At 53.4% G+C, this 22,599-nt stretch carries 18 protein-coding genes; 6 read left to right on the forward strand and 12 right to left on the reverse strand.

Features of this window, described 5'->3' with window-relative positions; translation table 11 throughout:
* Positions 1-23: 23 nt before the first annotated feature.
* A complete protein-coding gene (locus FUA23_RS09710) occupies positions 24-1,217 on the reverse strand; it encodes a cytochrome-c peroxidase (RefSeq protein WP_246144128.1) in 1,194 nt (397 codons plus the stop codon).
* 235 nt (positions 1,218-1,452) lie between these two features.
* On the opposite strand from FUA23_RS09710, the gene FUA23_RS09715 reads away from it, so the two are divergent.
* From FUA23_RS09715 to FUA23_RS09725, 3 genes are all read left to right on the forward strand, one after another.
* Positions 1,453-1,827, forward strand: a complete 375-nt coding sequence (locus FUA23_RS09715) for a BlaI/MecI/CopY family transcriptional regulator (RefSeq protein ID WP_147930545.1) — start codon at positions 1,453-1,455, stop codon at positions 1,825-1,827.
* A gap of 89 nt (positions 1,828-1,916) precedes the next feature.
* Positions 1,917-3,602, forward strand: a complete 1,686-nt coding sequence (locus FUA23_RS09720) for a M56 family metallopeptidase (RefSeq protein WP_147930546.1) — start codon at positions 1,917-1,919, stop codon at positions 3,600-3,602.
* A gap of 33 nt (positions 3,603-3,635) precedes the next feature.
* Positions 3,636-4,166, forward strand: a complete 531-nt coding sequence (locus FUA23_RS09725; protein ID WP_147930547.1) for a TonB-dependent receptor plug domain-containing protein — start codon at positions 3,636-3,638, stop codon at positions 4,164-4,166.
* Here FUA23_RS09725 and FUA23_RS09730 read toward each other — a convergent pair.
* The 3 genes from FUA23_RS09730 to FUA23_RS09740 form a co-directional block, all read right to left on the reverse strand.
* Positions 4,163-4,771 (reverse strand): trimeric intracellular cation channel family protein, encoded by a 609-nt coding sequence (locus FUA23_RS09730; RefSeq protein ID WP_147930548.1) that lies wholly within the window; start codon positions 4,769-4,771, stop codon positions 4,163-4,165. The two genes, FUA23_RS09725 and FUA23_RS09730, sit on opposite strands and share 4 nt — an antisense overlap.
* Before the next feature lie 47 nt (positions 4,772-4,818).
* Entirely contained in the window at positions 4,819-5,760 is a 942-nt protein-coding gene (locus tag FUA23_RS09735; protein WP_147930549.1) for an NAD(P)-dependent oxidoreductase, read from the reverse strand.
* Positions 5,761-5,861: 101 nt separating this feature from the next.
* Entirely contained in the window at positions 5,862-6,881 is a 1,020-nt protein-coding gene (locus FUA23_RS09740) for a YHYH protein (RefSeq protein WP_147930550.1), read from the reverse strand.
* 281 nt (positions 6,882-7,162) lie between these two features.
* On the opposite strand from FUA23_RS09740, the gene FUA23_RS09745 reads away from it, so the two are divergent.
* On the forward strand, positions 7,163-8,878 hold the full coding sequence (locus FUA23_RS09745) for a purine-cytosine permease family protein (RefSeq protein ID WP_147930551.1): 1,716 nt from the start codon (positions 7,163-7,165) through the stop codon (positions 8,876-8,878).
* 104 nt (positions 8,879-8,982) lie between these two features.
* Complete coding sequence (locus FUA23_RS09750; protein WP_147930552.1) at positions 8,983-10,452, forward strand: mannitol dehydrogenase family protein; 1,470 nt, start codon at positions 8,983-8,985, stop codon at positions 10,450-10,452.
* A 158-nt stretch (positions 10,453-10,610) separates the two neighbouring features.
* Here FUA23_RS09750 and FUA23_RS09755 read toward each other — a convergent pair whose 3' ends face one another.
* Positions 10,611-11,015, reverse strand: a complete 405-nt coding sequence (locus tag FUA23_RS09755) for a hypothetical protein (protein ID WP_147930553.1) — start codon at positions 11,013-11,015, stop codon at positions 10,611-10,613.
* 4 nt (positions 11,016-11,019) lie between these two features.
* A complete protein-coding gene (locus FUA23_RS09760) occupies positions 11,020-11,760 on the reverse strand; it encodes a peptidase associated/transthyretin-like domain-containing protein (RefSeq protein WP_147930554.1) in 741 nt (246 codons plus the stop codon).
* Positions 11,761-11,966: 206 nt separating this feature from the next.
* Here FUA23_RS09760 and FUA23_RS09765 point away from each other — a divergent pair, with 206 nt between their 5' ends.
* Positions 11,967-14,858, forward strand: coding sequence for a WD40/YVTN/BNR-like repeat-containing protein (locus FUA23_RS09765; protein WP_246144130.1), 2,892 nt, complete (start codon positions 11,967-11,969; stop codon positions 14,856-14,858).
* A gap of 118 nt (positions 14,859-14,976) precedes the next feature.
* Here the strand turns inward: FUA23_RS09765 and FUA23_RS09770 are convergent, their stop codons facing one another.
* From FUA23_RS09770 to FUA23_RS09795, 6 genes are all read right to left on the reverse strand, one after another.
* Positions 14,977-16,365: an adenylate/guanylate cyclase domain-containing protein gene (locus tag FUA23_RS09770; protein ID WP_147930555.1), complete on the reverse strand. Its 1,389-nt coding sequence runs from the start codon at positions 16,363-16,365 to the stop codon at positions 14,977-14,979.
* A gap of 42 nt (positions 16,366-16,407) precedes the next feature.
* Entirely contained in the window at positions 16,408-16,797 is a 390-nt protein-coding gene (locus FUA23_RS09775; protein WP_147930556.1) for a hypothetical protein, read from the reverse strand.
* Positions 16,798-16,846: 49 nt separating this feature from the next.
* Positions 16,847-17,461 carry an RNA polymerase sigma factor gene (locus FUA23_RS09780; protein ID WP_246144132.1) on the reverse strand — a complete coding sequence of 205 codons (615 nt, stop codon included), beginning with the start codon at positions 17,459-17,461 and terminating at the stop codon, positions 16,847-16,849.
* Positions 17,462-17,505: 44 nt separating this feature from the next.
* Positions 17,506-18,243: a lipoyl(octanoyl) transferase LipB gene (gene lipB / locus FUA23_RS09785; protein WP_147930557.1), complete on the reverse strand. Its 738-nt coding sequence runs from the start codon at positions 18,241-18,243 to the stop codon at positions 17,506-17,508.
* A 105-nt stretch (positions 18,244-18,348) separates the two neighbouring features.
* Positions 18,349-19,332, reverse strand: coding sequence for an NAD(P)H-quinone oxidoreductase (locus tag FUA23_RS09790; RefSeq protein WP_147930558.1), 984 nt, complete (start codon positions 19,330-19,332; stop codon positions 18,349-18,351).
* A 154-nt stretch (positions 19,333-19,486) separates the two neighbouring features.
* Positions 19,487-22,393, reverse strand: coding sequence for a leucine--tRNA ligase (locus FUA23_RS09795; protein ID WP_147930559.1), 2,907 nt, complete (start codon positions 22,391-22,393; stop codon positions 19,487-19,489).
* Positions 22,394-22,599 lie beyond the last annotated feature (206 nt).

A 22,599-nucleotide genomic window follows, 5' to 3' on the forward strand; every position in this document is an offset into this window, starting at 1 on the left:
GTTCCGGTACCGCTGGTTGGGAATCAGTCGATGAAAGGGTTGCTCCACCGCTCGTCGGAATAGACCGCTGATCCGGAGAGTGTTTTCAGGAAAGCAACCACAGCGCTGCGTTCGTCCGCCGTGAGGTTGAGGCGTTGTGGCTGATTACCTTGCCTGAGCCGACGGTCTAACTGAGGGTTCGCTGCCGGTATGTTATTGTAATGGTCCAAAACATCGTCTATCGTACTCAACGATCCGTCGTGCATAAATGGTCCGTTCTCGCTACCATCGGGCCGGTACAAATCACGCAGTGTCGGCGAACGGGTAACGCTGAAATCGGCCGCTGTTCCCGTTATCGTTCCGGTAACACCGTTGTTTCCGGACTGTGGGTCGATGGAAAATTCGGGGGCTTCGTGGCAGGAACCACAGTTTAGCCCACCACCAATTCGTTCGTTCCCGTTGAACTGAGCCTGCCCTAAAAACAGTTGCATCCCGCGGTTTTCTTCGGCGGTAAAGTTGGGGAGCTGTTGCCGGTTGTTGTTCACCTGCGCCCGACCTTCATCATACTTTGAGTCAAACGACTGAATACTACGGATGAATTGGGCCAGAGATTCAGCGATCCGCTCTTCAGTTGCTTCCGGCGATCCGTAAGCAGCCGAGAATAGTTCTCCGTAGTAGTCAAGGCCGTTCAGCCTATCCAGAAGTTCATCGAAGGAAGGGTCTCCGTCATTTCCGCTGAAGCCCATTTCCACATGATCCCTGATTGGCTCTGTAGTTTGAGCCTCCAGGCTTGCGGATCGCTCATCCCAGAAGAACCTTTCCTCGTCTCCGAACCGGGCGTTGATCAATCGCATCGAGTGGCGCTCCGTTGTGCCAGCAACACCGGTGGAGGCAACGGAGACATCCCCAAAGGCCAGGCTCTGCTGATGACAACTTGCGCAGGAAATGGTTTGGCTGGAAGAAAGCGCACTGTCGTAAAACAAGACCCGGCCGAGCGTAGCTCCGGCGTCTGTCAGGCGGTTATTTTCGGTATTGTCCCGTGCAATATAGTCGGGTATTGCCTGCGTTGCATAATTGAAAGGATCGGCCAGGTCGAGCTGGCCGTCGAAGGTTATGTCTATTGGGTCTGTTTCCGAATCGGTATCATCAGAAAGAAGAAGAGGATCGTCCTCGGCGCAAGAAAAAAAGAAGAGGAAACCCGCTGTGCAAAGCAGGAAATACCTGGGAAAGGAATTCATTAACATCTAAAGAAAAATTACAGCATGAACACTCCGGACTGCAACAATTACAGCTCGTAGTGATTAATTTCTTACAAAGTAATTTTTCCGCAATAACGATCTTTTTCACCTTTGACCCTTGAAATCAGGATTTCCTTCGCGGAGGGTTAAATTTCCTCAAAATAATAATTTAACCACTACTACTTGCGTAGTATTACAAATGTAGTTTATATTTACACTGAGCAAACAAAGTCATATGTCTAATATCCCTATGCCATCCGAGGCCCAACTTGAAATTCTCGATCTACTCTGGCAGCAGCAACCAGCTACCGTGCAGGATCTGCACGGCCGATTGGGTTCCCGCCGGCAGGTGAGTTACAATACTGTTCTCACGCAGTTACAGCGTATGACCAAAGCCGGCCTTGTACTCCGCAATACGGAACTACGGACTCATACTTATACCGCCGCGGCGAAGCGCGAGCAGATCGAGCGGAAGCTTTTCGACCGCCTTGCGGATACTGCCTTTGGTGGTTCAACCATCAATCTCGCTCTGCGGGCGCTTGGTACCGAAACCCCCACGCCGGCGGAACTGGACGAATTACAGGAATGGATCAATCGTCAGAAAAAGTAGCCTGCTGGTTCGGCTGGCGATCAATGCTGCCTCCGAACTATCGATCAGGAAGCCCTAATACACTAACAGTCTAAAAGACTAACAGACGAATGGACCACCTCCTTCCCTATGCTACCGCTTTTGGCCTTGCCCTTTTTCACAGCTTGTGGATCGGGGGAATACTCTACGTTGCGGTCCGTGCGCTTTTCCCGCTGCTCGGTTCTCCGGCCGCAAGGCACAACCTCGCCTACGGGGCCCTTCTTACCCTTACCGCGGCATTTGCTTACTCAGCTTTTTACCTTTACGACGCTACTCCGGTTTGTGAAAACCTGCAGGTTGCAGCATCAGGAATGCCCGGCCTGCTACTTCCTTCGGTTTCCGACAGTACCGGAATAACAGGTTGGCTGACGACCTATGCGCCCTGGCTCTCGGTATTTTACGCCGTTGGTTTGTTCCCCGCGCTATTGCTCTTACTGCGCGATCAGGACCGTGTACAGCTCTTGCGCACTGAAGGAACTTCGCCGCTGCCAGGCAGCTGGGCGGAACAATTGGGAGACGAACTGGCCCGCCATCCCGCTACCCGGCGGGTACGGTGTTTCCTTAGCGAGCGGGCAGGAGAAGTGATGACTCTCGGCTTCTGGAGCCCCGTCATCGTTTTCCCCGTAGCGCTGTCGACCGAGCTTTCTCCGGAAATGGCCCGCACCATCCTGCTACACGAAATCGCTCACCTTCGTCATTACGATCACTGGCTGAATTACCCCCAACAGCTCATCCGGACCTTTTTCTTTTTTCACCCAGCAGTCCACGCACTCTGTCAACTCATCGACCGTGAGCGCGAACATCGCTGCGACGATTGGGTCGCCGAGCGCTGCAACGACCGGCGCACCTACGCAACCGCACTTGTTACGGTGGCCCGTGCCTCCCATACCCCTGCCAACAACCTGGTAATGTCGGCCACAAAGACTCCATTTTCAGCCCGCATTCAGCGGCTCTTTCTGGGGGAAGACCGCCAGAAGGACGGTAAATTTATCTTCGCTGCTCTCTTGGCTCTCCTCTTGGGTATAGGCCATTTTTCTTACACCAATATGGGCGAGGACGCAGGTGCAGTAAACTGCATAGAGGAGCAAAACAAAGCCAAAAACACCGCTCTGCGGAACCATTCAACTTCGCCTGAGCAGCAGTTAGCGGCGGTTCCCGACGAATATATTCTCGGGAAAACCAACCTCACAAAAAAACAAAGCTGGTCCCTTAGCGATCAGGCTTCCGAGCAAACCACCAAGCCCTGTTCTACCAGCATTCAGGTAGAGGACCTGCCCTACATCGCAGCTCCCGAGCCGCCGGCATCAAGCAACCCGCGCGCTATGGAACGCTACGAAAAGGCACGCCGAAAGTATAAAGACATGCGGGCACTGCCCAAGCCCGAACACATGGGCCTCAGTCGTAACGCAATTGTATCCACCCTACCCTGCCGTAAAATCGCTCCCTTAGAGATTCGCCCTGTTCTTCCTAAGATTTGCGACAAGAACTTCCCCAAGGTTTTGTCTTCCGTAGATATCCCCCTTTTACCTTCTATCTCAGCCCTCCCCACCAAAATTGCAGTATTTATTGATGGCGCACGCGCCGAAGCCGGCCCCGCCAATGATCTTGACCCCGCCAGAATAGAATCCATCAGCGTAATTAAGGGTAACTCCCAACTCAGCGACATGGACCTCGACGGTTTTAAAGGCGCAATCATGATCACGACCAAAAACGGGACCAACCGCAACGTCAAATGCCCGTCGACGATCACCTCCTGATTTCCACCACATCAGTACTCATCCCACCCATCTATGCGTCTTTCCATCTTTGCTCTTCTACTTTTACTTTGCACCTGCGTCAGCGCCCAAACGGCGGGCATGGAAATGCAGGTCCGCACAAATTCGGCTTTGCCTGCTTCAACCTCTCCTCTGTTGGTCGTAGATGGGCAAACTATCTCTGAAGGCTCTATCAATGAAGTCGATCCCTCCGATATAGCGTCCGTTTCCGTTTATAAAGACGAGAAGGCAACCAACCTCTACGGCATTCGGGCGAGGAACGGCGTTGTAGTCATCGTTACCAAAAGCGGAAATTTCACCCGTCCCGATTACACCCTTTCCCCCGATCAGATTCCGGCGGATCTTTTCACCCGCTACGCCGAACTCAACTTCGCCGAAGGCGAACAGGTGGTATATTTACTGGATGGTAAGCCTACTGCCCTTAAGAGGTTGCGCAAGATGGATACGTCTATGATCGACTCCATCAGGGTGTACAAAGGTGCCGAGAAGGCCGACCGCATAGGTCACGCCGGGAAAGGAATCGTCGTTAGCATCAAACTGCTCTAATCGCCCTGCTGAAAAGAGAGCGACCACTGGTTCCGCACCGCAAAAAACCGGATCAGAAAAACAGCGATGATCGCTACGGTCATACCCGCTACTTCACCGAGCCATTGGTCTGTGAGTAAGAAAAGCACTCCGCCCGCTAAACACGCCGAGGCATAAATCTCCTTCCTGAAAATCAACGGTGCCGTTCCGGAAAGCACATCGCGGATCACGCCACCGAACGTGGCAGACACCACGCCCAGCATCACACAAATTTCCGGTGAAAGCCCGAACGACAAAGCTTTCTTCAGGCCAAGAATGGTATACAAAGCGATACCAATCGTGTCGAACAGGAACATACTCCGTCGGAGCTTCCTGAAGTGGTTCCGGAAGAGGTAAGTGAAGACCACCGCGCCAAGTACGATGTAAACATAGATCGTATTTTGCATCCATCCTACGGGAGTACTGCCAATCAGCAGGTCGCGCAGCGTGCCACCGCCGATGGCGGTGGTCAGGCCCAGGATGAAAACCCCGAATACGTCAAACTTCTGCTTCATGCCCGCCAGCGCGCCGGAGATGGCAAAAACGAACGTACCGGCATAGTCGATGGTGAGAATGAACAGTTCCAATACAGATAATTCAGGATTGAGGAAGAAACGGTAGGCCGTGGTAGTTACTACCTGAATTCAGCCGTAATCTTTGCAAACAGGGTACGGGCGTGCCCCTCTTCGGCCTCCGCCGACCAACCTGCAATGTGAGGGGTAAGCACGGTATTTTCGCTGTTGCGGAGGTATTGAAAAGGCTCGGGAAGGAGCTCAGGCTCCAGCTTCACAAAGCTCATTTCTTCGTATTCATGAACGTCGAGCGCAGCTCCGAGCACCTTACCGGATTGCATTGCAGCAACCAGATCTTCGGTATTCACCGCAAGGCCGCGGGCCGTATTGATGAGGTAAAATGGCTTGGCAAATGCAGCAATCCAGTCTTTATTGACGTAGTAGTGGTTACCCTCCAGAAAGATATGGAGAGAGACAACATCGGCCTCCCGCTGCAACTCCTCGAGGCTTACCTCACGGGCAAATTCATCGCCGTAATCGGTCCTGAACTTATCGTGGGTAATAACTTTACACCCAAAGCCCACGAGCCGGCGGGCAGTCATCTGCCCCATGTTTCCGTAGCCGATGAGGCCGACGGTCAGGCTACCGAGTTCGGTGCCTACGTTCCCTCTCCTGATCCAGCCGCCCTCACGGATTTGCCGATCGGCCCGCCCCAGGTGGTTGAGTAACATCAGCATCATCCCGACGGTATGCTCGGCCACCGTGTGTTTGCTCCCTTCCGGGCTGTTAAAAACGGTAATTCCTTTCTCCTTTGCGTAATTGAGGTCGATATGATCGGTGCCAACGCCCCAGCGGGCAACAAACTTGAAGTCAGGTCCACAGGCGTCGAGGAGTTCCCGGTCAACGTTGAGTCGGCTGCGAATCATCAGGCCATCGAAATCCTTCAATACGGAAAGGATGTGGGCGCGGTCGCGGGTGCAAAGATCGGTTACCTGATGGCCCGCTTCTTCGAGAGCAGACTGAAGGTAAGGGTGGGCGGCTTTGTCGAGAAAGGCGATATTCATGAGGGCAAAGGTAGTCTTCGGGAGCGATCATAAGCACTTTGGCATTAATCTTAATTCTTCGCTTCCCCGATGGGTAACCACCGCTAAAACCGGACGGGGTGCTACCTCACGGTAGCTCCGCTGAAACAACCGATGAAGTTGTTCTTGCCCGCTGCATCAACGTGGTAATGATAGCCTCTTACGTCATCGTAATGGCCCCGGCAGTCGTCCAGGTCGGTCGGTTCTTCGCCCGCAGTGTTCAACCGGGCGTACAGGCCAAAACCGTCCATTGCGTAACCGATCATAGGAGCGTGGCCGTCGGGTTGTTCAATTTCTTTGGTGGCTCCCGTTGCAGCGTGGTAGTGGTAGCCGGCGTCCATATTGATATGTCCGCCCGCATCGTCGAAAGGAGCAATGGTGTAGCCGCTCAGAATTAATGATAAGGGAGCGGGCGCATCGAAGACGACACCGTTGAAGGCGATTCCTCTGGAGGCAGGGCCTCCTCCCCTTCCCCCCGGTGGCGGCCCGGAGGGCGGCGGACCTGAAGGGCGTTCTCCGCCGGGCGGCGGACCGCCGCCGCCAAGCGTAGTGGGCTCTACGAGCCTTACGGGTTTAACGGGCAGGAGATAGGTTTTAGACATCTCACTGATGTAAGACGGCAAGCATTCTATACAGTGGTTGGTGAACTCATCCAGAAGGGTCGCTCCGGCAAGTTTCATACAATCCTCTTTTGTTTCGGAGCGCTTGATGTTTCCGTTCTCATCGTACATGATCCAGGTCGGGTCGTCGTAGATGGTGGCCAGGTTTTTCAGAAAATCTCCGTCCGCATCCACCAGTTCCCCGTCTTTGATCCATTTTCCGCTTTTATCCGGGCCATCTGAGATTGTTTCCGGGCACCATGGCCCCATGGCATGGTCGGTAGCCAGGCCTCTTGTGGTTATTTTGTAGCACTTCGTTTTGGTCCCGTCGCTGAGGGTACACGCAACGGTTTCGATCGTGAAATCTCCTCCATTGGTGAGGAAATGGGAGGGGTTTACTTCAACCACCACTTCGTCCGGGTCTGATATTCTCGCTGTCTGGTTGTTACAAGACTGCAACAATAGAAACAAGCTGCCGAAGGAAGCACAAACTAAATATTTCACCTTCATAATCTTAAACGTTGAGCGTTGCGTTCCTGCAGCAAATTACCGGACCTAAACCCTGACTTTCAATTTGCTCAAAGACAACCGGGAGGCTTAGCCCTCTCCTTTTATTGTAGTCGGATGCTTGTTCAGACTACCTGAAAAGAAAAAACCTTTGCTCAAAATGCTTTTTTCTATCGCTAAACATTTTCACGGCGTATCCGTATTTAGCCTAATACAACCAGCGGAGTACGACAAACGGCAAAGCAATTCTGCTTTGGAGTTTCCGCTCAATCCGGATCATGACAAACACGACCGACCACCAGCAACTCGATCAACTGCACGAAGAGCAACTTCCTGTACCTAAACAAAAGCTCCACGACTGGACCCACTTCGCCGGTCTGTACGCCGCCGAGCACGTTGCGGCAACAGAATTCGTGATCGGGGCAACCTTCGTTGCCCTTGGCGCCAGAACCACAGACATTATTCTTGGCCTCCTGATCGGTAACATTCTGGCCATCCTGAGCTGGACCTTCATCACCACACCGATTGCGGTTGACACGCGACTGAGTCTTTATACCTACCTGAATAAAATTGCGGGCAACTCTATGTCCAGGTTGTACAACTGGGCCAACGTTATAATCTTCACGGTCATTTCGGCGGCGATGGTAACGGTCTCGGCCTCAGCGGTACGTTTTGCCTTCAATATTCCGGCTCAACTCAATTGGTATCCCAGTAATTTATGGTTCGTACTGATAGTACTTATGGTAGGGGTAGTCGTAGTCTCCGTAGCGATCTACGGCTTTAGCGCGGTTTCCGACTTTTCAAGTGTTTGTGCTCCCTGGCTATTCACGATGTTTACCTGTGGGGCACTTGTGTTGCTGCCCGCTCTTTCGTTGGACGTATTGGGCAAGACCCTTCCTTCCGGATGGTCAGACCTGATGAACATCGGCAACCAGTCGATTTGGACTGGCATAAATAGCAAAGGAGAGCCCGGAATTGGTCTGGTAGAAGTCATCGGTTTCGGCTGGGCGGCCAATACGATCACCCACTTCGGTCTGATAGACATGGCATTACTGAGATTTGCCAAGAAAAAATCCTACGGTCTGGCCACCAGCACAGGCATGCTTTTTGGTCATTACGTCGCCTGGATATCTGCTGGTATCATGGGAGCCGGAGCTGCGGTGATCCTGGGCAAAGCAATCGTTGAGCTGGACCCGGGAGATGTAGCGTTTTACGCCTTGGGATGGTCGGGCTTCGTCATCGTAATCGTTGCGGGATGGACTACCGCAATCACCAACCTTTACCGGGCAGGCCTTGCTGCGCAGGCCGTTTTCACCAAACATTCCAGGCGTAAAACCACCATGATCGTTGGTATTGCAATGGCTATTATCGGCTGTTTCCCTTTCGTTTTCTCCCAGATGCTGCCGCTGCTTACGTACGCCGGGTTATTGGTTGTTCCGGTAGGAGGAATCGTATTCGCCGAACACCAGATTTTCCCCCGCATTGGTTATACGAGGTACTGGTCTAAGTTCCAGAACTACGCGCACAGCATGCCTGCGATCGCATCCTGGGGTCTTGGCCTGGTCTTCGGTTTCGGGTTGAATATACTGGATGTGATGTCCTTCTACTACCTGTTCATTCCTACCTGGTTCTTCACCATCATCGTGTACACGCTCCTTGCCGGAAAATACGGAGCGAAGGAACAGTACCCTGCTGCGGAAGCAGAAGAGAAAGAACTGAACGCTGCCATTGAGCAGTTTCAGGAAAAGAAAGCACTCGAAGCCCCCACCCCCGCACATCACACCTCGGTGTTTACAAATGTGCTGAGAGGGATAGCTTTTATCGCTCTGGCTGTATCATTACTGCTTGCCGGAAATGTATTATTCGGCAGTGCGAATGAGACGGCCTACCTCTCCAACCGGGAAACTTTCTACACCTTCTGTTTCGTCTGCACCATCATCTACTTCATTACCGCTTACTGGGCAATGAGACGGACGAAGTATTCAAATACATAATCCTCTATCATCTCCAGGCTCACAGTTCTTTTTGCCAGGTCTCTCGTCCGCACAGAGGAAAAACAGGCTTGCGAACAGAGTAACCCTCCACAAATATTTCTATCATGACCCCCACCCCCTTAAACCAGGAAAACCTGCCCGAAATCAGCCAAAGGTTAACGATTCCCACTTATGACCGCCAAGCGCTGAAAACAGGGATTCTCCACGTTGGAGTTGGGGGATTTCATCGCTCTCATCAGGCGAAATATGTTCATCAGTTACTGCAGGAACATAACATCAACGACTGGGGGATTTGCGGCGTAGGATTACGGGAAGCAGACCGAAAAATAAAGGACGTGCTGGAAAAGCAGGATTTCCTGTACACCCTCGCGGTACAGCACCCTGACGGAAAACTGGAAGGCGAAGTGATCGGGTCGCTCACCGGCTACCTTCTTGCTGCCGACGGCCCTATGAAAATCGTTGATAAAATGGCAGCAGCAGATACACGGATCGTATCGCTTACCATCACCGAGGGTGGCTACAATTTCAACCCTCAGACCGAAGCTTTTAATTTTGACAACCCCGATGTCCAGCATGAGTTGAGCCACCCGGATCAGCCCCGAACCATCTTCGGGTACCTGGCTGCGGCCCTGAAAAAACGTAAGGCTGCCAACCTGCCTCCCTTCAGCATTCTTTCCTGCGATAACATTCAGCACAACGGAAATATGGCACGGGCGATGGTTCTGGCCTTTACCCGCAGGCAAGATCCGGAACTGGCACAGTGGATCGAAGAAAATGTGTCGTTCCCGAATACAATGGTAGACCGCATTACGCCAAGCACCACACCTGCTGACATAGCAGCCCTGGAGGCCGCTTTTGGTGTTGCTGACAAGTGGCCCGTAATCTGTGAACCCTTCATTCAGTGGGTAATCGAAGACGATTTTTCTAACGGAAGACCTCCGCTCGAGAGCGTTGGGGTTCAGTTCGTCGAGGATGTCTCGCCCTACGAAAAAATGAAAATCCGGCTGCTCAACGCCGGGCACTCGGTTCTCGGTATACCCGGCGCAGTACACGGTCACCCTACCATCGACGCTTGCATGGACGACGACGTATTTGCCAGGTTCATGCGCTCTTTCATGGACGAAGAAGCAACACCCGTTTTAGGAGAAATGCCGGGAACAGACCTCGAGGCTTACAAAGACACCCTCGAAGAAAGGTTCGCTAACCCGAACCTCAAAGACAGCGTTGCCCGCATCTGCCTCGAAAGCTCCTCCAAGCTCCCGAAATTCCTGATCCCCACCATACGGGAAAACCTGGCCGCCGGCGGAAGTACTAAGTTCGGCTGCCTCGTTCTGGCTGCATGGTGCTATTACCACGATAAGGAGACCAATGAAAAAGGCAAGCCGCTCGACATTATCGATACCAACAGCAAGGAGCTACACCTTGCCGCGGCAGATCCGCTTACTTTCCTCAAGCTGGAGGATATTTTCGGCGATCTTGCCAACAACCCCGACTTCGTGAAGCAATACCTCGAATTGGTCCGGAAAGTCTACGCAACCGAAGACATCAGGAAGCTGATGGAGGAGATGATTTAGTGATCTGTCATTGGTATCTCATCGGGAATTGCTTCCTTCCAACCGGCCGCCAATTGTTGGGTAAGCCCTGCTACCACTTTCATGTAAGCCTCCTTTCTCACTAAGTTGACGGTTTCGCTGGCATCGTTCATCCTATCAGATCGGAGGACAAAACATCGCTACTCCACATCAAAACAGTGGACCGTTTCCCTGCTGTTCCCGTTGTTGGTAATAAAGAAGAAAGAATAGCAGATATTCTGCCCGATTTCGTATTCATCTGTTTCAACGAGAGAGGTTCGGGTAAGACCGATGCCTACCTCCCGGCGGGGCGTAATTATCACAGCACCGGTTATGTTTTCCTGCTGCTGGAGAGGAAGATCATTATAGATGGAAGCGAAGGTTAAGGAGATACGACGAAGTGTACCACTCGTCCGCACTTGTTCAACGTTTGTAATGGTGAAGAGATCCGGCCCGTCCGGCAGGAAAACGGAGCCGCCGAGTTCCTCCAGCGGTGGAAACTCTTTGTCGATGCAGGAAACGGTCAGGCAAGAAAGAATCGAGACAAGAAGTAAAAGCTTTTTCACTTGGTTAGAAATTTAGGGTAAAACCAATAGGAGAGAAAGATGTCCCTGAAGTCAGGTAAGCAACAGACCGCCTGGGGTGAAAGGTAAACGGGTTATCCTCCATTACAGAGGGTTTAATCAGCCGGGAGGGTTTCCGTTTAATGAAATACAGCACAGTAGCCGCAGCTCCGGCAACCGCAGAGGCGACACCAACAACCACGAGTGTATTGTGCGAGGCTTGGGTTTCCTCGTAATCGTCTACGGCAATGCTGTACTGGTTGCCTGCCTGCTCGATTTCTATTGGATTGATCTCGCTCAGATAAGCCTGCTCGCGATTACTGATGAGAGCTTCAATTTTATCGAGTTTATTCCCCCGACCGGTCAACGCTACGTAGCTACCTGCCACCGTCACCGCCACCAGAGAACCGCCCGTCAGGGTTCGTTTCAGTTTTGCTGTATTGTAAATACTGCGTTCATCTACAAATTTGCGGTAGGCAGCAGATGTTGTTTTCATTCCATGATTCACCACAACGGTTCTCCCCTCCTCTACAACTACGGTCTTACGGGCAATCTCGAAATTCGGGGCCCATATTTCCGCTTCGTATGTTCCCGGTGGTATAGTTACGGTAGTTTGTTTATTGAGATCAAGTACCTCCCCGTTGATGCGAACGAAGGCTCCTTTGGGTTGTACGTTAAAGACGACCTGCTGGCCAAACATTTGGGTTATGCAACAACATAGCAACAAGCCGAGAAAACTACTCTTCATATTTCAATGGTTTAGGTTGCCCACAATATAGATTGGTCCTGTACATATTCTATTCAACCGTTCATTATTTTTTCGAGAACATTTGAGTTCGTCCGCAAGGCACCAAAGCGTCGGCAAATAATAACATTAAAAGTACGGGGTCTTCACCCACAGCATAATTTCGTATTATCTTCCGCCTTCACATACCAAAGGATCAAAACCACCACATGAATAGCCTCCGCATTTTACCCCTGCTCTTCCTAACCTTCCTTTGTACCTGCGTCAGCGCCCAAAAGGCCACCCCCGCCCAGGTGCGGGCCCAGGCCTACCAGCAACGGCTTTTCTTGCAGGAAAAAAGTCCTGCAGCCGGTATCGAATTCACCAACATCGGCCCAACCGTAATGAGCGGCCGGGTGTCTGACATTGCGGTTGACCCGGCCGACCCGACCCACTTTTACGTCGGCTACGCCAGCGGCGGGCTGTGGGAAACCAAAGACAACGGCACCACCTTTACCCCACTCTTCGATGACCTCCCCGTGATGACCATCGGAGCTCTGGATGTAAACTGGACCACCAAGGCCATTTACGTTGGCACCGGCGAGGTGAATTCCAGCCGCTCCAGTTACGCCGGCAACGGTGTTTACCGCAGCACCGACGGCGGCCGTTCCTGGACCCACATGGGCCTCGACGAAACGCACCACATCGGCCGCGTCATTGTAGACCAGCGCGACCAGAGCACCGTTTGGGTTGCTGCCCTCGGCCACCTGTACGGACCCAACCCCGAGCGCGGTGTCTACAAAACCACCAACGGCGGCCAAACCTGGACCAAGACTCTTTTCATTAACGACAGCACCGGCGTGGTCGACATCGTGCGGGATCCCCGCAGGCCCAACGAGCTCTTTGCTGCCTCCTGGGAGCGCGAGCGCAAAGCCTGGGACTTCAAAGAATCAGGGAAAGGAAGCGGTGTTTGGCACAGTACCGACGGCGGCACCAACTGGAACCGCATCTCAACGGCTAAAAGCGGATTCCCCACCGGTGAAGGTGGCGGCCGCATCGGCCTCGCAATCAGCTACGAAGACAACCAACGCTACCTCTTCGCCAGCCTCGACAATTACTTCCGCAAAAGTGCCGCAGAACTGGCAAAAGACGGAGACGAAGACAACCTGACTAAAAACAAACTCCGGGGGATGAGTAAAGCCGATTTCCTTGAGTTGCGCCCTTACCAGGTACAGGGTTTCCTGCGGGCAAATGGCTTCCCGCGCGACCTGAGTGTAGACTCCCTCATAGCCCGCGTAACCCGCGATGAAGTAACCACCGGGCAACTCGTCGAATACCTCGAAGACGCCAACAGCCTCCTCTTCGATACGCCGGTTAAAGGCTTCGAACTCTACAAAACCACCACTAACGGAGAGAAGTGGGAACGCACCCACAACGACTACATCCCCAGCCTCTACAATACCTACGGTTACTACTTTGGAGACATCGCCGTCCACCCCGAGAACCCAACCCTGATCTACGCGATGGGAGTACCGATCATCAAATCCACCGATGGCGGTAAGACCTGGACCGGTGCCAACGGAGACAACGTCCACGCCGATCATCACTACCTTTGGATTAACCCGGAGCGGCCCGATCACATCATCAACGGCAACGACGGCGGGGTAAACATCAGCTACGACGGCGGCAAAAACTGGCGCAAGTGCAACGCCCCTCCCCTCGGTCAGTTCTACGGCATTGCCGTAGACAACCACCCCGATGGCTATCGCGTCTACGGCGGGCTGCAGGACAATGGAACGTGGGTTGGCCCGCACAACTACCGCGCAGGACGCGGCTGGGAGCAAAGTGGCCACTACCCCTACAAGTCCCTCTTCGGGGGAGACGGTATGCAGGTCGAGGTTGACCCGCGCGACAATAATACGGTCTACGTCGGCTATCAATACGGCAATTACTATCGCGTCGACCAGGCTGCTGACACCAGCACCTTCCTGACCCCGAAGCACGAGTTGGGCCAGCGCCCTTACCGTTGGAACTGGCAGAGCCCGATCCTCATCAGTCCGCACAACCCGGATGTTTTCTACCTCGGCTCCAATGTATTGCATCGCAGTGTTAACCGGGGTGACGACTTCAAAACCATCAGTAAAGACCTCACGGCGGGCGGACGCAAAGGAGACGTCGCCTTCGGCACCCTGACGACCATCAGCGAAAGCCCCAAGCAGCCCAACCTGCTATATGTTGGCAGCGACGACGGGCGCATCCACCGCTCTAAAAACGGAGGCGCAGAGTGGGATCGCATCGATGATGGGTTACCGCAGAACCTTTGGATCAGCCGCGTTGCGGCTGGTAAACACGATGCCAACGTTGTTTACGCAACCCTCAACGGCTACCGCAATGATCATTTCGGTAGTCACGTATACAAGAGTACCGACATGGGTGACACCTGGGTAAAAATCGGCAACTACCTGCCCAACGAAGCCGTAAATGTTATCCTTGAGGACCCAACCAACCCCCGTTTACTTTTTGTTGGCACCGACCACGGCCTGTACGTCAGTATGGATGGCGGCAATAAATTCGTGGGGATGAACAATGGCTTACCCGCAGTAGCGGTGCACGACCTCGTTATTCAGGAAAAGGAAAAAGACCTGATTGTGGGCACCCACGGCCGTAGCCTTTACCTGGCCAATATCGAAATTTTGCAAACCGCTGCGGTCGAACAACCGGGCCTCACCCTGATGGGGCCATCGAGACTTCGTTACTCAGGTCGCTACGGTTCACGCGATTTCAACTTCGAAATTCGGGAGCCGGAAACAAAATTTCAGGTTTTCCTCCCGGGCGGGAGCGCAGGTGCAAAGCTGATGATTAAGAGCAATGACGGAACTACCCTCTTCACCCAAAATATCGAGTTGAACGGCGGTGTAACTACTATTCCCTACGACATGAGTTTTGAGGGCCGCTTCGCCGGAATGCTGGAAAACAAAGCCAACGAAGGCCGTGACCCCGCCAAGCGCCCGGTCTCCATCAAAGCTGCCGAAAACGGCAAGTTTTACCTGCGCCCCGGTAAATACAAAGCCGTCATCAGCGTTGAAGGCACCGAAGCTACAGCCGAATTTCAGGTCAGATAAATTAAGGTGAAATTCCCGCCGCAGACGAGCCGGCGGATTTTGGAATAACCACAGGCCTGAACAGAGGAGGGTGCGGCGTAATACTTTGGCCGTCAATCCCCTCTGTTCAGGCCTTTTTTTATGCCGACAGTGTTACAAAGAAGCGCTCCATCGTTCCGATATTTTTAGCTTCAAAAGTGCCGGCAGCCTCGCATATGAATTCCTGACCGAGCAGATCTTTGGTCGTATGCGAAATAGCGACTCTGCCTACTTCGCCGGCGGTCTCCAGCCGGCTTGCCTGGTTGACGGTATCCCCCCAAATGTCGTACACGAATTTGTGCTTCCCTACTACTCCGGCAACCACCGGCCCCGTATGAATACCGATTCTGGCTTCGAAGTGTGGATTCTTGCTGAGATAGGCCTGCATCTCCAGCCCGGCCCGGACCATGCGGTCAGCATGGTTTACGTCTTCCAGCGGTAAGCCTCCGGCACACATATAGGCATCGCCGATGGTCTTTATTTTTTCCAGTTTGAATCTGGCCACGATTTCGTCGAACTCCCTGAATGCCTCATCCAGCAGGCTGATCAATTCTTCGGGGTCCAGCCTGGCGGCCAGAGCACTGAAGCCCTTGAAGTCGGCAAAAAGTACGGTCGCCGATGCAAAGCTCCGCGCGGTGGCCTTGCCTGTATCTTTCAGTTCGGCAGCAACGGTAACTGGCAGAATGTTGAGCAGTAACTCTTCAGACCGCTGTCGCTCCGCAGTGATGATCTCGTTCTGTACCTGCAGCTGCTGCTGGAACTTCTGCCCGGTACGGTATCGCAGGTACAAAACACCCAATATGCCGAGTACGGCAAGCCCGAGTACCAGAAGCAGATTACGTTGCTGCCGTTGAAAGGTGACTTCAGCCCGCTGAGCGTCTATGACCCTTTCCTGTTGAATCAGTAAAACGCTATCGTTGAGCCGCGCAAACGCGCTTTCGTCTAACTCTCTTTGCTGGCGTTCCAAAATGAGAACCTGCCTGAGTTGACTGTCATTGAGCGCGGTAATCTCCTTGCGTTGCAGAGACACGATAGCCGACAAACTTGCTGTTTCAATTGAGTCGTCCGGCGGTAGCGTCGTCCTGCGGGCCCGTACTGAGGGCAGTTCCTCAAGATCAAGTGAAGTGTCTCCGGTAAGCTTTTCCAGCAGAGACATGATTTCATCAATGGCCTCACCGTCTTTGACCGTCTTAAAACCCTGAGCCGCTCTGCGCATTTCCCGGATGCCGCGCACACGCTCTTTGGCCGTAGCTGCGGGGTTTTCGGTCAGAATACGCCCCATCAACATTCGGCCCCGCGCGGTAACGCCCGGAAGCTGGGCCTGGTTGCCACTTTCGATGAGCGCCTTCGCCTGAGCGGTAGCCGAAGCAAACTTCCCCTTCTCAATGAGAGTGGCAATCACCTCCGCCTGCCTGTCGTACGCGTCGTTTTGCGCAACGCTACTAAGACTGACCAGAAGGATACAGGATAAAAGAAGGGTACGTATCATCTGATGATAGTACCCTGTTTTTTCGATAAAGTTCAGTGGTTATCAGCTGTGTACACGGTATTTATCAGCTACCACAACGTCCCGGAAGTCAGGGTCCTGTTCAACTTCCCTTCCCATGGAGTCTCCGCTCTGGTATTCTTTTGGTTCAAAAGCCTCTTCCGGCACGTACGGTGCGGACAACTCTTCGATAAATTCAGCCCGCTTAGCCAGCGGGTTGTTGCGGTCCTGTTTTATTTCAGCTATAGTGAAAACACAGGCGACAATAAGAAATACCGCTGCAGCCATCCAGGGGCGGATGGCAAAAATGCGGGTTCCCCGCCGCCTTTGGTCGAGTCGTTCTTCCAGTTGACTCCAGGACTGAACGGAAGGTGTTCGTCTCATTCCGCGGGCACGATTTCCAAATTCTCTGTCGAAAGGATCGAAGCTTGCCATGGTAATTGAATTTATTCTTTGTTCTTAAGGGATCTTTTGTGTACGTGGTTTAACCCGCTCGGTAACCCAGAGCAGCGAGTTGTTCCCGCATTCTTTTCTTTGCCAGTATGAGTTGCGACTTGCTCGTGTTGATGCTAATACCGAGCATCTCAGCGATTTCGCGGTGTTTGTAGCCTTCTATGACGTAAAGGTTGAACACTGTACGATAACCAGTCGGCATCCGGTCCAGTAAGTTCATGATGTCTGCTTCAGCCAGGCGAGTGGCCGCCTCTGCGGGAACGGAGAATGAAGTCGGGTTCACATCAGCCAGTTCCGAAGCATGCTTAAGCGCGTGTTTCTTGCGCAACAACATCAAAGCTTCGTTTACGACTATTCTTCGTATCCAGCCCTCAAAGCTGCCACTGTCGGTGAAGGTTCCGATCTTATCAAACACCTTAAAAAATGCCGATACCAGTACATCCTCAGCATCCGCGTCACGGGCGGTGTAGCGGCGCGCCACGGCGAGCATCACCGGGCTGTAGCGATCGTAAACCGCGCGCTGCGCGCGCCGGTCACTGGCCTTGCATCCGGTAATGAGTTGCTGCTCGGTCATGGCTGTTGTTCGTGGGATTGCCCCGGAGTTTGTTTCCGAAACAGCCCATTTCTGGCGAAGTGCTATAGGCATGGGCATCAATTCTTTGTTGCTGCCCTATAGATGCAACGGTAAACCTAAATGGTGGGTTCCCTCCAGGAAAAACCAAATACCTCCTGAAAGTGCTGCTTCACCAGTGGCTTAACCTCATCGAGCTCGATCGGACGACCGACTTCCACGCTAAGGCTCGTTACTGCCCGGTCGGCATCATCTATACCGCAGGGAACGATGTTGCCAAAATGCGTCAGGTTGGGCCGGACGTTGAACGCAAAACCATGCAACGTAGTCCAACGACTCAAATGAACTCCAATCGCACATATCTTCCGGCGGGGCTGCCTCCGGGAAGAATCCCCCGGCAGCCATACTCCCGTAAACCCTTCGTCCCGCTCTGCAGCAATGCCAAAGTCTGCACAGGTCCGAATTACGACCTCCTCCAAAAATCGTACGTACTTGTGAACGTCGTTGAAAAATTCATCCAGATCGAAGATCGGATACGCTACCAACTGACCAGGACCGTGATAGGTGATATCCCCTCCCCGGTTGATCTTATGAAACGTAAACCCCTGTTCTTTGAGCTGGCTTTCGTCCAGCAGTAAATGCTCCAGAGAGCCTGACTTCCCCAGCGTGTAAACCGGAGGATGTTCCACGAAGAGGAGATGATGGTACTGCTCTCCGGCAGCAGCTCCTGCTTTAACCAGTTCCCGGTTAGCTCTTTTTCGCGCTACAGTAGCGGCATGAAGCTCAGTTTGTAAATCCCAGGCTTGCTGGTAATCCATCCTATTCAGGTCACGAAAGTGGACGCTCGGTATATCCATGTCTCAGTAACCATTTTACCGAAGAGGTGGTTGTGTTCAGTAGCCTAAAGGCTACTGAACGCGAACATATACAGGCGAAAACTTTTGTGACCACACCGGACCACCCTACTCTCCGATGGTTAGTACGATCTTACCTACGTTTGCGTTTGCTTCCATGTACTTGTGGGCATCCGCCACGCCTTCCCAGTCATAAATAGTGTCGACCAGTGCTCTCAGGGAGCGGTCCGCGAAATGGGGCCAGATTTCGTTGCGGAAGCTGGCCACTAGCTGACTTTTGTAAGCCTTGGAACGGGATCGAAGCGTCGTTCCGGTTATTTGCAGTCGCTTGCGCAGAATTGGTGCCAGACTGACGTTTTCCACCCGGGCCCCACCCAGTGCGGCCAGGCTAACGATACGGCCATCCAAAGCAGCAGCTTTCAGGTTTTGCTCGAAGTAACCTCCGCCCACAAAATCGAGAATAACATTGGCTCCTTTACCATCGGTTTCGTCCAGCACCGCATCGGCGAAGTCTTCCGTCCGGTAATCAACGCAACGATCTGTGCCCAGGTCTTCGAGACGCTGATGCTTCATGCTACTGGCGGTGACAACCACCTTTGCACCTGCGTGTTTCGCCAACTGAATAGCTGCCGTTCCAACGCCGCTTGCGCCCGCATGAATTAAAACTGTCTCGTCTTTTTGCAGCTTTGCGATCTGATGGAGCGCCTGATAAGCAGTAAGAAAGGCCTCGGGAATAGCCGCCGCCTTAGTAAAACTAATTTGCTCTGGCAGCTTTAATAGCATGTCCTCATCGACAGCGATGAGCTGGGCGTAACCACCTCCGCTCAACAGGGCACATACGTTGTCGCCGACCTCGAAGCCCGTTACGCCTGCACCGGTTTCGATTACGGTACCCGCCATTTCCAGCCCAAGAATATCGGTCACGCCGGGAGGCGGAGGATATTTCCCTTCACGCTGGAGAATATCGGCCCGGTTCAGGGCCGTAGCTGCAATGTAAACAAGGACCTGTCCCGGCCCCGCAACAGGATCGGCAACTTCCGTAATTTCGAGTTGGTTCGCGTCGCCGGGCGTTTTTACTGTAATAGCTTTCATAGAGCGCAAGATAATCAACTTCCCCGTCGGGCTGACGGATCGACTCAAAATTGAGCCCGGATTTTAATCTTTTGAATGCGCGCGCCGCCGACACACGGTGGTATCGGCGGCGCGTACAAAAAAGGACAGAGGTGTGGTTCGCTCAGCGATCCCTCTACCCCACCACGAAGTTCACCATCCGCTTTGGTACCACAATTACCTTACGGATCGTCTTGCCTTCCAGTTGCTTCTGCACATCCGGGTTTTCCTTGGCGGCCGCTTCGATGTCTTCCTTCGATGCTCCGGCGGGAAAATCCAGGGTAAGACGGGTTTTGCCGTTGAAGGCAATTGGGTAAGTAAAGCTGTCTTTCACCAACCACTTCTCTTCTACTTCGGGGAACGGAGCGAGGTGAACACTTCCCTCGCCACCGAGGGCGTGGTATAGTTCGTCCGCAATGTGCGGGGCAAAAGGAGCGATGAGACGCGTCATCGGCTCCAGCACAGCGCGTTTATTGCACTTCATTTTGCCGAGGTCGTTCGTAGCTACCATGAAGGCGGAAACACAGGTGTTGAAACTGAGCTTTTCAATATCCTCAGAGACTTTCTTGATGAGGGTGTGGAGCACCTTCATCTCTTCTTTGGCAGGCTCGGCGTCGGAGACCTTCAGTGCATCGGAATCTGAAGTGAACAGGTTCCAGAAGCGGCGCAGGAAGCGATAAACACCGTCGATGCCGGATACAGACCAGGGCTTCGCCTGGTCGATCGGGCCGAGGAACATCTCGTACATCCGGAAACAATCGGTGCCGTAGCGGGCACAGATATCGTCTGGGTTGATTACGTTGTGCTTAGACTTCGACATTTTGCCCATCTGGTAAGAAAGCTCCAGGTATTGTTTGCCGTTCTTATCGGTTTCCCATACGAAGGTATCGGCCTGGCCGAGCACCGTGCGGAAGTAAGCAGCGTCCTGCGCGTCGTCACTCGCCAGTTCGTCGATTTGCTCCTTGTAGATGCGGTACATCATTTCGTTGTCCACGCTGGTTTCTTCAACCATCCGCAGAGGCACCTTACGGGTCAGTGCTGCTTCGTCGAGGACGAGGTGACCTTTGCCGAAGCCTTCGATTTCCAACGGTGAATTTTCCGCGACTCCACTTCCGATCCATACCGGATGGCGCTGGCCGTCTTCGGAGAGCATGATGCCGAGGTGAATGCTCACGATCGGTGCGCCGATCATTCCCTGGTTCAGCAGTTTTTTGTAAGGTTCCCGTGTAGGCACTTTCCCCATATCGTAGAGGAATTTATGCGTCAGGCGACTATATAAGAGGTGGCTCACGGCGTGCTCGGCACCACCAACGTAGAGGTCCACATCCTGCCAGTAATCGACTACGTCTTTGGCTACAAATTCCCCGTCGTTGTTGGGGTCCATGTAGCGGAGGTAGTACCAGTTAGAGCCCGCGGTTGCGGGCATGGTGTCCGTTTCGCGGCGGCCGGCGGGGGTTATCTTCCAATCCGTGGCGCGCTCCAGCGGAGACTCTCCGGCTACGGCGCGGAAGTCGTCCATCGGTGGCAATTCTACGGGCAGGTCTGCCGGAGCAACGGCGTGGGGAACGTCGTCTGCGTCGTAGATGATCGGCCATGGTTCGCCCCAGTAACGCTGGCGGCTAAAGAGGAGGTCACGGATGCGGTAGTTCACCTGTCCTTGCCCGATGCCCATTTCCACCAGCTTTTCGGTGGCGACTTTAATGGCGTCGGCGACCTCCAGCCCGTTCAGGAAGTCGGAATTGATCATTTTTCCAACCTTGTCTTTATTGGTTGCCCCCGGGTAATCACTCTTATCGATCACATCGATGATTTCGATGCCGAACTTCTTAGCGAAGCGCTCGTCGCGGTCATCATCGCTTGGCACGGCCATGATCGCCCCGGTACCGTAGTCTTTCAGGACATACTCCGAGATGTAGATCGGCACCCGCTTTTTAGTGAAGGGGTTGATACAGTAACTACCGGTAAAGGCACCGGTGACCTTGGTTTCGGCCTGGCGGTCGACTTCCGAGCGGGACCCTACGTAGGCGAGGTAATCGTCGATTTCTTTTTGCTGCTCCGGCGTCGTCAGTTCGGGTACGAGGTCATGCTCGGGCGCAACAACCATGAAGGTGGTACCGAAAATGGTGTCCGGGCGGGTGGTGAACACCTCCAGCTGTTTGTCATGGCCTTCAATGTCGAAAAAGGCCTGGGCGCCGGTGCTGCGCCCGATCCAGTTGCGTTGCTGGGCTTTCAGTCCGTCGGAGAAATCGACGGTATCGAGGCCGGCGAGCAGGCGTTCGGAGTAAGCGGTGATGCGGAGCTTCCACTGCGTCATGGCGCGCTGTACCACGGGGTGGTTGCCGCGTTCGGAGCGGCCGTCTTTCACTTCGTCGTTAGCCAGTACTGTACCGAGGGCTTCACACCAGTTCACGGAGCTGTCGCCCCGGTAAGCCAGGCGGTAGTTCATCAGTACCTCACTCTGTTCCCTGGCTGACATGGCGTTGTAGGCTTCAGCGGAAATATCAAGCGGCTCCGTTTCGGCGGCGGCGAGATCGCGGGTGCCATGGGAGCTCAAATGAGCAATGAGGTCGGAGATCGGACGTGCCTTATCCGCCTTGTTGTCATACCAGCTGTCGAAGACCTGCGTGATGATCCACTGCGTCCATTTGTAGTAATTCGGGTCGGAGGTGTTGACGGCGCGGTCCCAGTCGAAACTCAGGGCCAACGACTCCATTTGTTCTTTGTACCGCTTTGTGTTCTTTGCGGTAGACTCACTCGGGTGAACGCCCGTATCGATGGCGTACTGCTCGGCTGGCAGACCGAAGGCATCGAAACCCATCGGGTGAAGTACGTTGAAGCCCTGCTGCCGCTTGCTCCGCGTTATGATGTCCGAAGCGATGTACCCCAGTGGGTGCCCCACGTGCAGGCCTGCACCGGAGGGGTACGGAAACATATCCAGGACGTAGAACTTAGGCTTGTCCTTGTCGTTGGTGGTGCGGTAGGTTTTGTGGTCTTTCCAGTATTGTTGCCACTTCTTATCTATGGCGTTTACGTCGAACTTCATGGGGTATCAATCTTTGCGGGTGCAAAGGTAATGTTTGTAAGGTTGTTTTTAGTTGTAGTTCTTTGCTTAACGTAAGGGCGCGGCCCTTTAAGTTTGTGCTGAGGCAATCGGCCTATACATAGAGAAAGCAAAAATGTGTAACTTGAATTGATGAGCCGCCGCCGTTAGGAGGATGGCGGTCATCAATCAAGCTACACATTCGTAAA

It is taken from the genome of Neolewinella aurantiaca (genome assembly GCF_008014675.1).
Classification (GTDB): Bacteria; Bacteroidota; Bacteroidia; order Chitinophagales; family Saprospiraceae; genus Neolewinella; species Neolewinella aurantiaca.

Excerpts from the sequence above, each read along its gene's own strand:
- FUA23_RS09710 (WP_246144128.1), bottom strand. The coding sequence starts at position 1,217 with ATGAATTCCTTTCCCAGGTATTTCCTGCTTTGCACAGCGGGTTTCCTC.
- FUA23_RS09715 (WP_147930545.1), top strand. The coding sequence starts at position 1,453 with ATGTCTAATATCCCTATGCCATCCGAGGCCCAACTTGAAATTCTCGAT.
- FUA23_RS09720 (WP_147930546.1), top strand. The coding sequence starts at position 1,917 with ATGGACCACCTCCTTCCCTATGCTACCGCTTTTGGCCTTGCCCTTTTT.
- FUA23_RS09725 (WP_147930547.1), top strand. The coding sequence starts at position 3,636 with ATGCGTCTTTCCATCTTTGCTCTTCTACTTTTACTTTGCACCTGCGTC.
- FUA23_RS09735 (WP_147930549.1), bottom strand. The coding sequence starts at position 5,760 with ATGAATATCGCCTTTCTCGACAAAGCCGCCCACCCTTACCTTCAGTCT.
- FUA23_RS09745 (WP_147930551.1), top strand. The coding sequence starts at position 7,163 with ATGACAAACACGACCGACCACCAGCAACTCGATCAACTGCACGAAGAG.
- FUA23_RS09750 (WP_147930552.1), top strand. The coding sequence starts at position 8,983 with ATGACCCCCACCCCCTTAAACCAGGAAAACCTGCCCGAAATCAGCCAA.
- FUA23_RS09760 (WP_147930554.1), bottom strand. The coding sequence starts at position 11,760 with ATGAAGAGTAGTTTTCTCGGCTTGTTGCTATGTTGTTGCATAACCCAA.
- FUA23_RS09765 (WP_246144130.1), top strand. The coding sequence starts at position 11,967 with ATGAATAGCCTCCGCATTTTACCCCTGCTCTTCCTAACCTTCCTTTGT.
- FUA23_RS09770 (WP_147930555.1), bottom strand. The coding sequence starts at position 16,365 with ATGATACGTACCCTTCTTTTATCCTGTATCCTTCTGGTCAGTCTTAGT.
- FUA23_RS09775 (WP_147930556.1), bottom strand. The coding sequence starts at position 16,797 with ATGGCAAGCTTCGATCCTTTCGACAGAGAATTTGGAAATCGTGCCCGC.
- FUA23_RS09780 (WP_246144132.1), bottom strand. The coding sequence starts at position 17,461 with ATGCCTATAGCACTTCGCCAGAAATGGGCTGTTTCGGAAACAAACTCC.
- lipB (WP_147930557.1), bottom strand. The coding sequence starts at position 18,243 with ATGGATATACCGAGCGTCCACTTTCGTGACCTGAATAGGATGGATTAC.
- FUA23_RS09790 (WP_147930558.1), bottom strand. The coding sequence starts at position 19,332 with ATGAAAGCTATTACAGTAAAAACGCCCGGCGACGCGAACCAACTCGAA.
- FUA23_RS09795 (WP_147930559.1), bottom strand. The coding sequence starts at position 22,393 with ATGAAGTTCGACGTAAACGCCATAGATAAGAAGTGGCAACAATACTGG.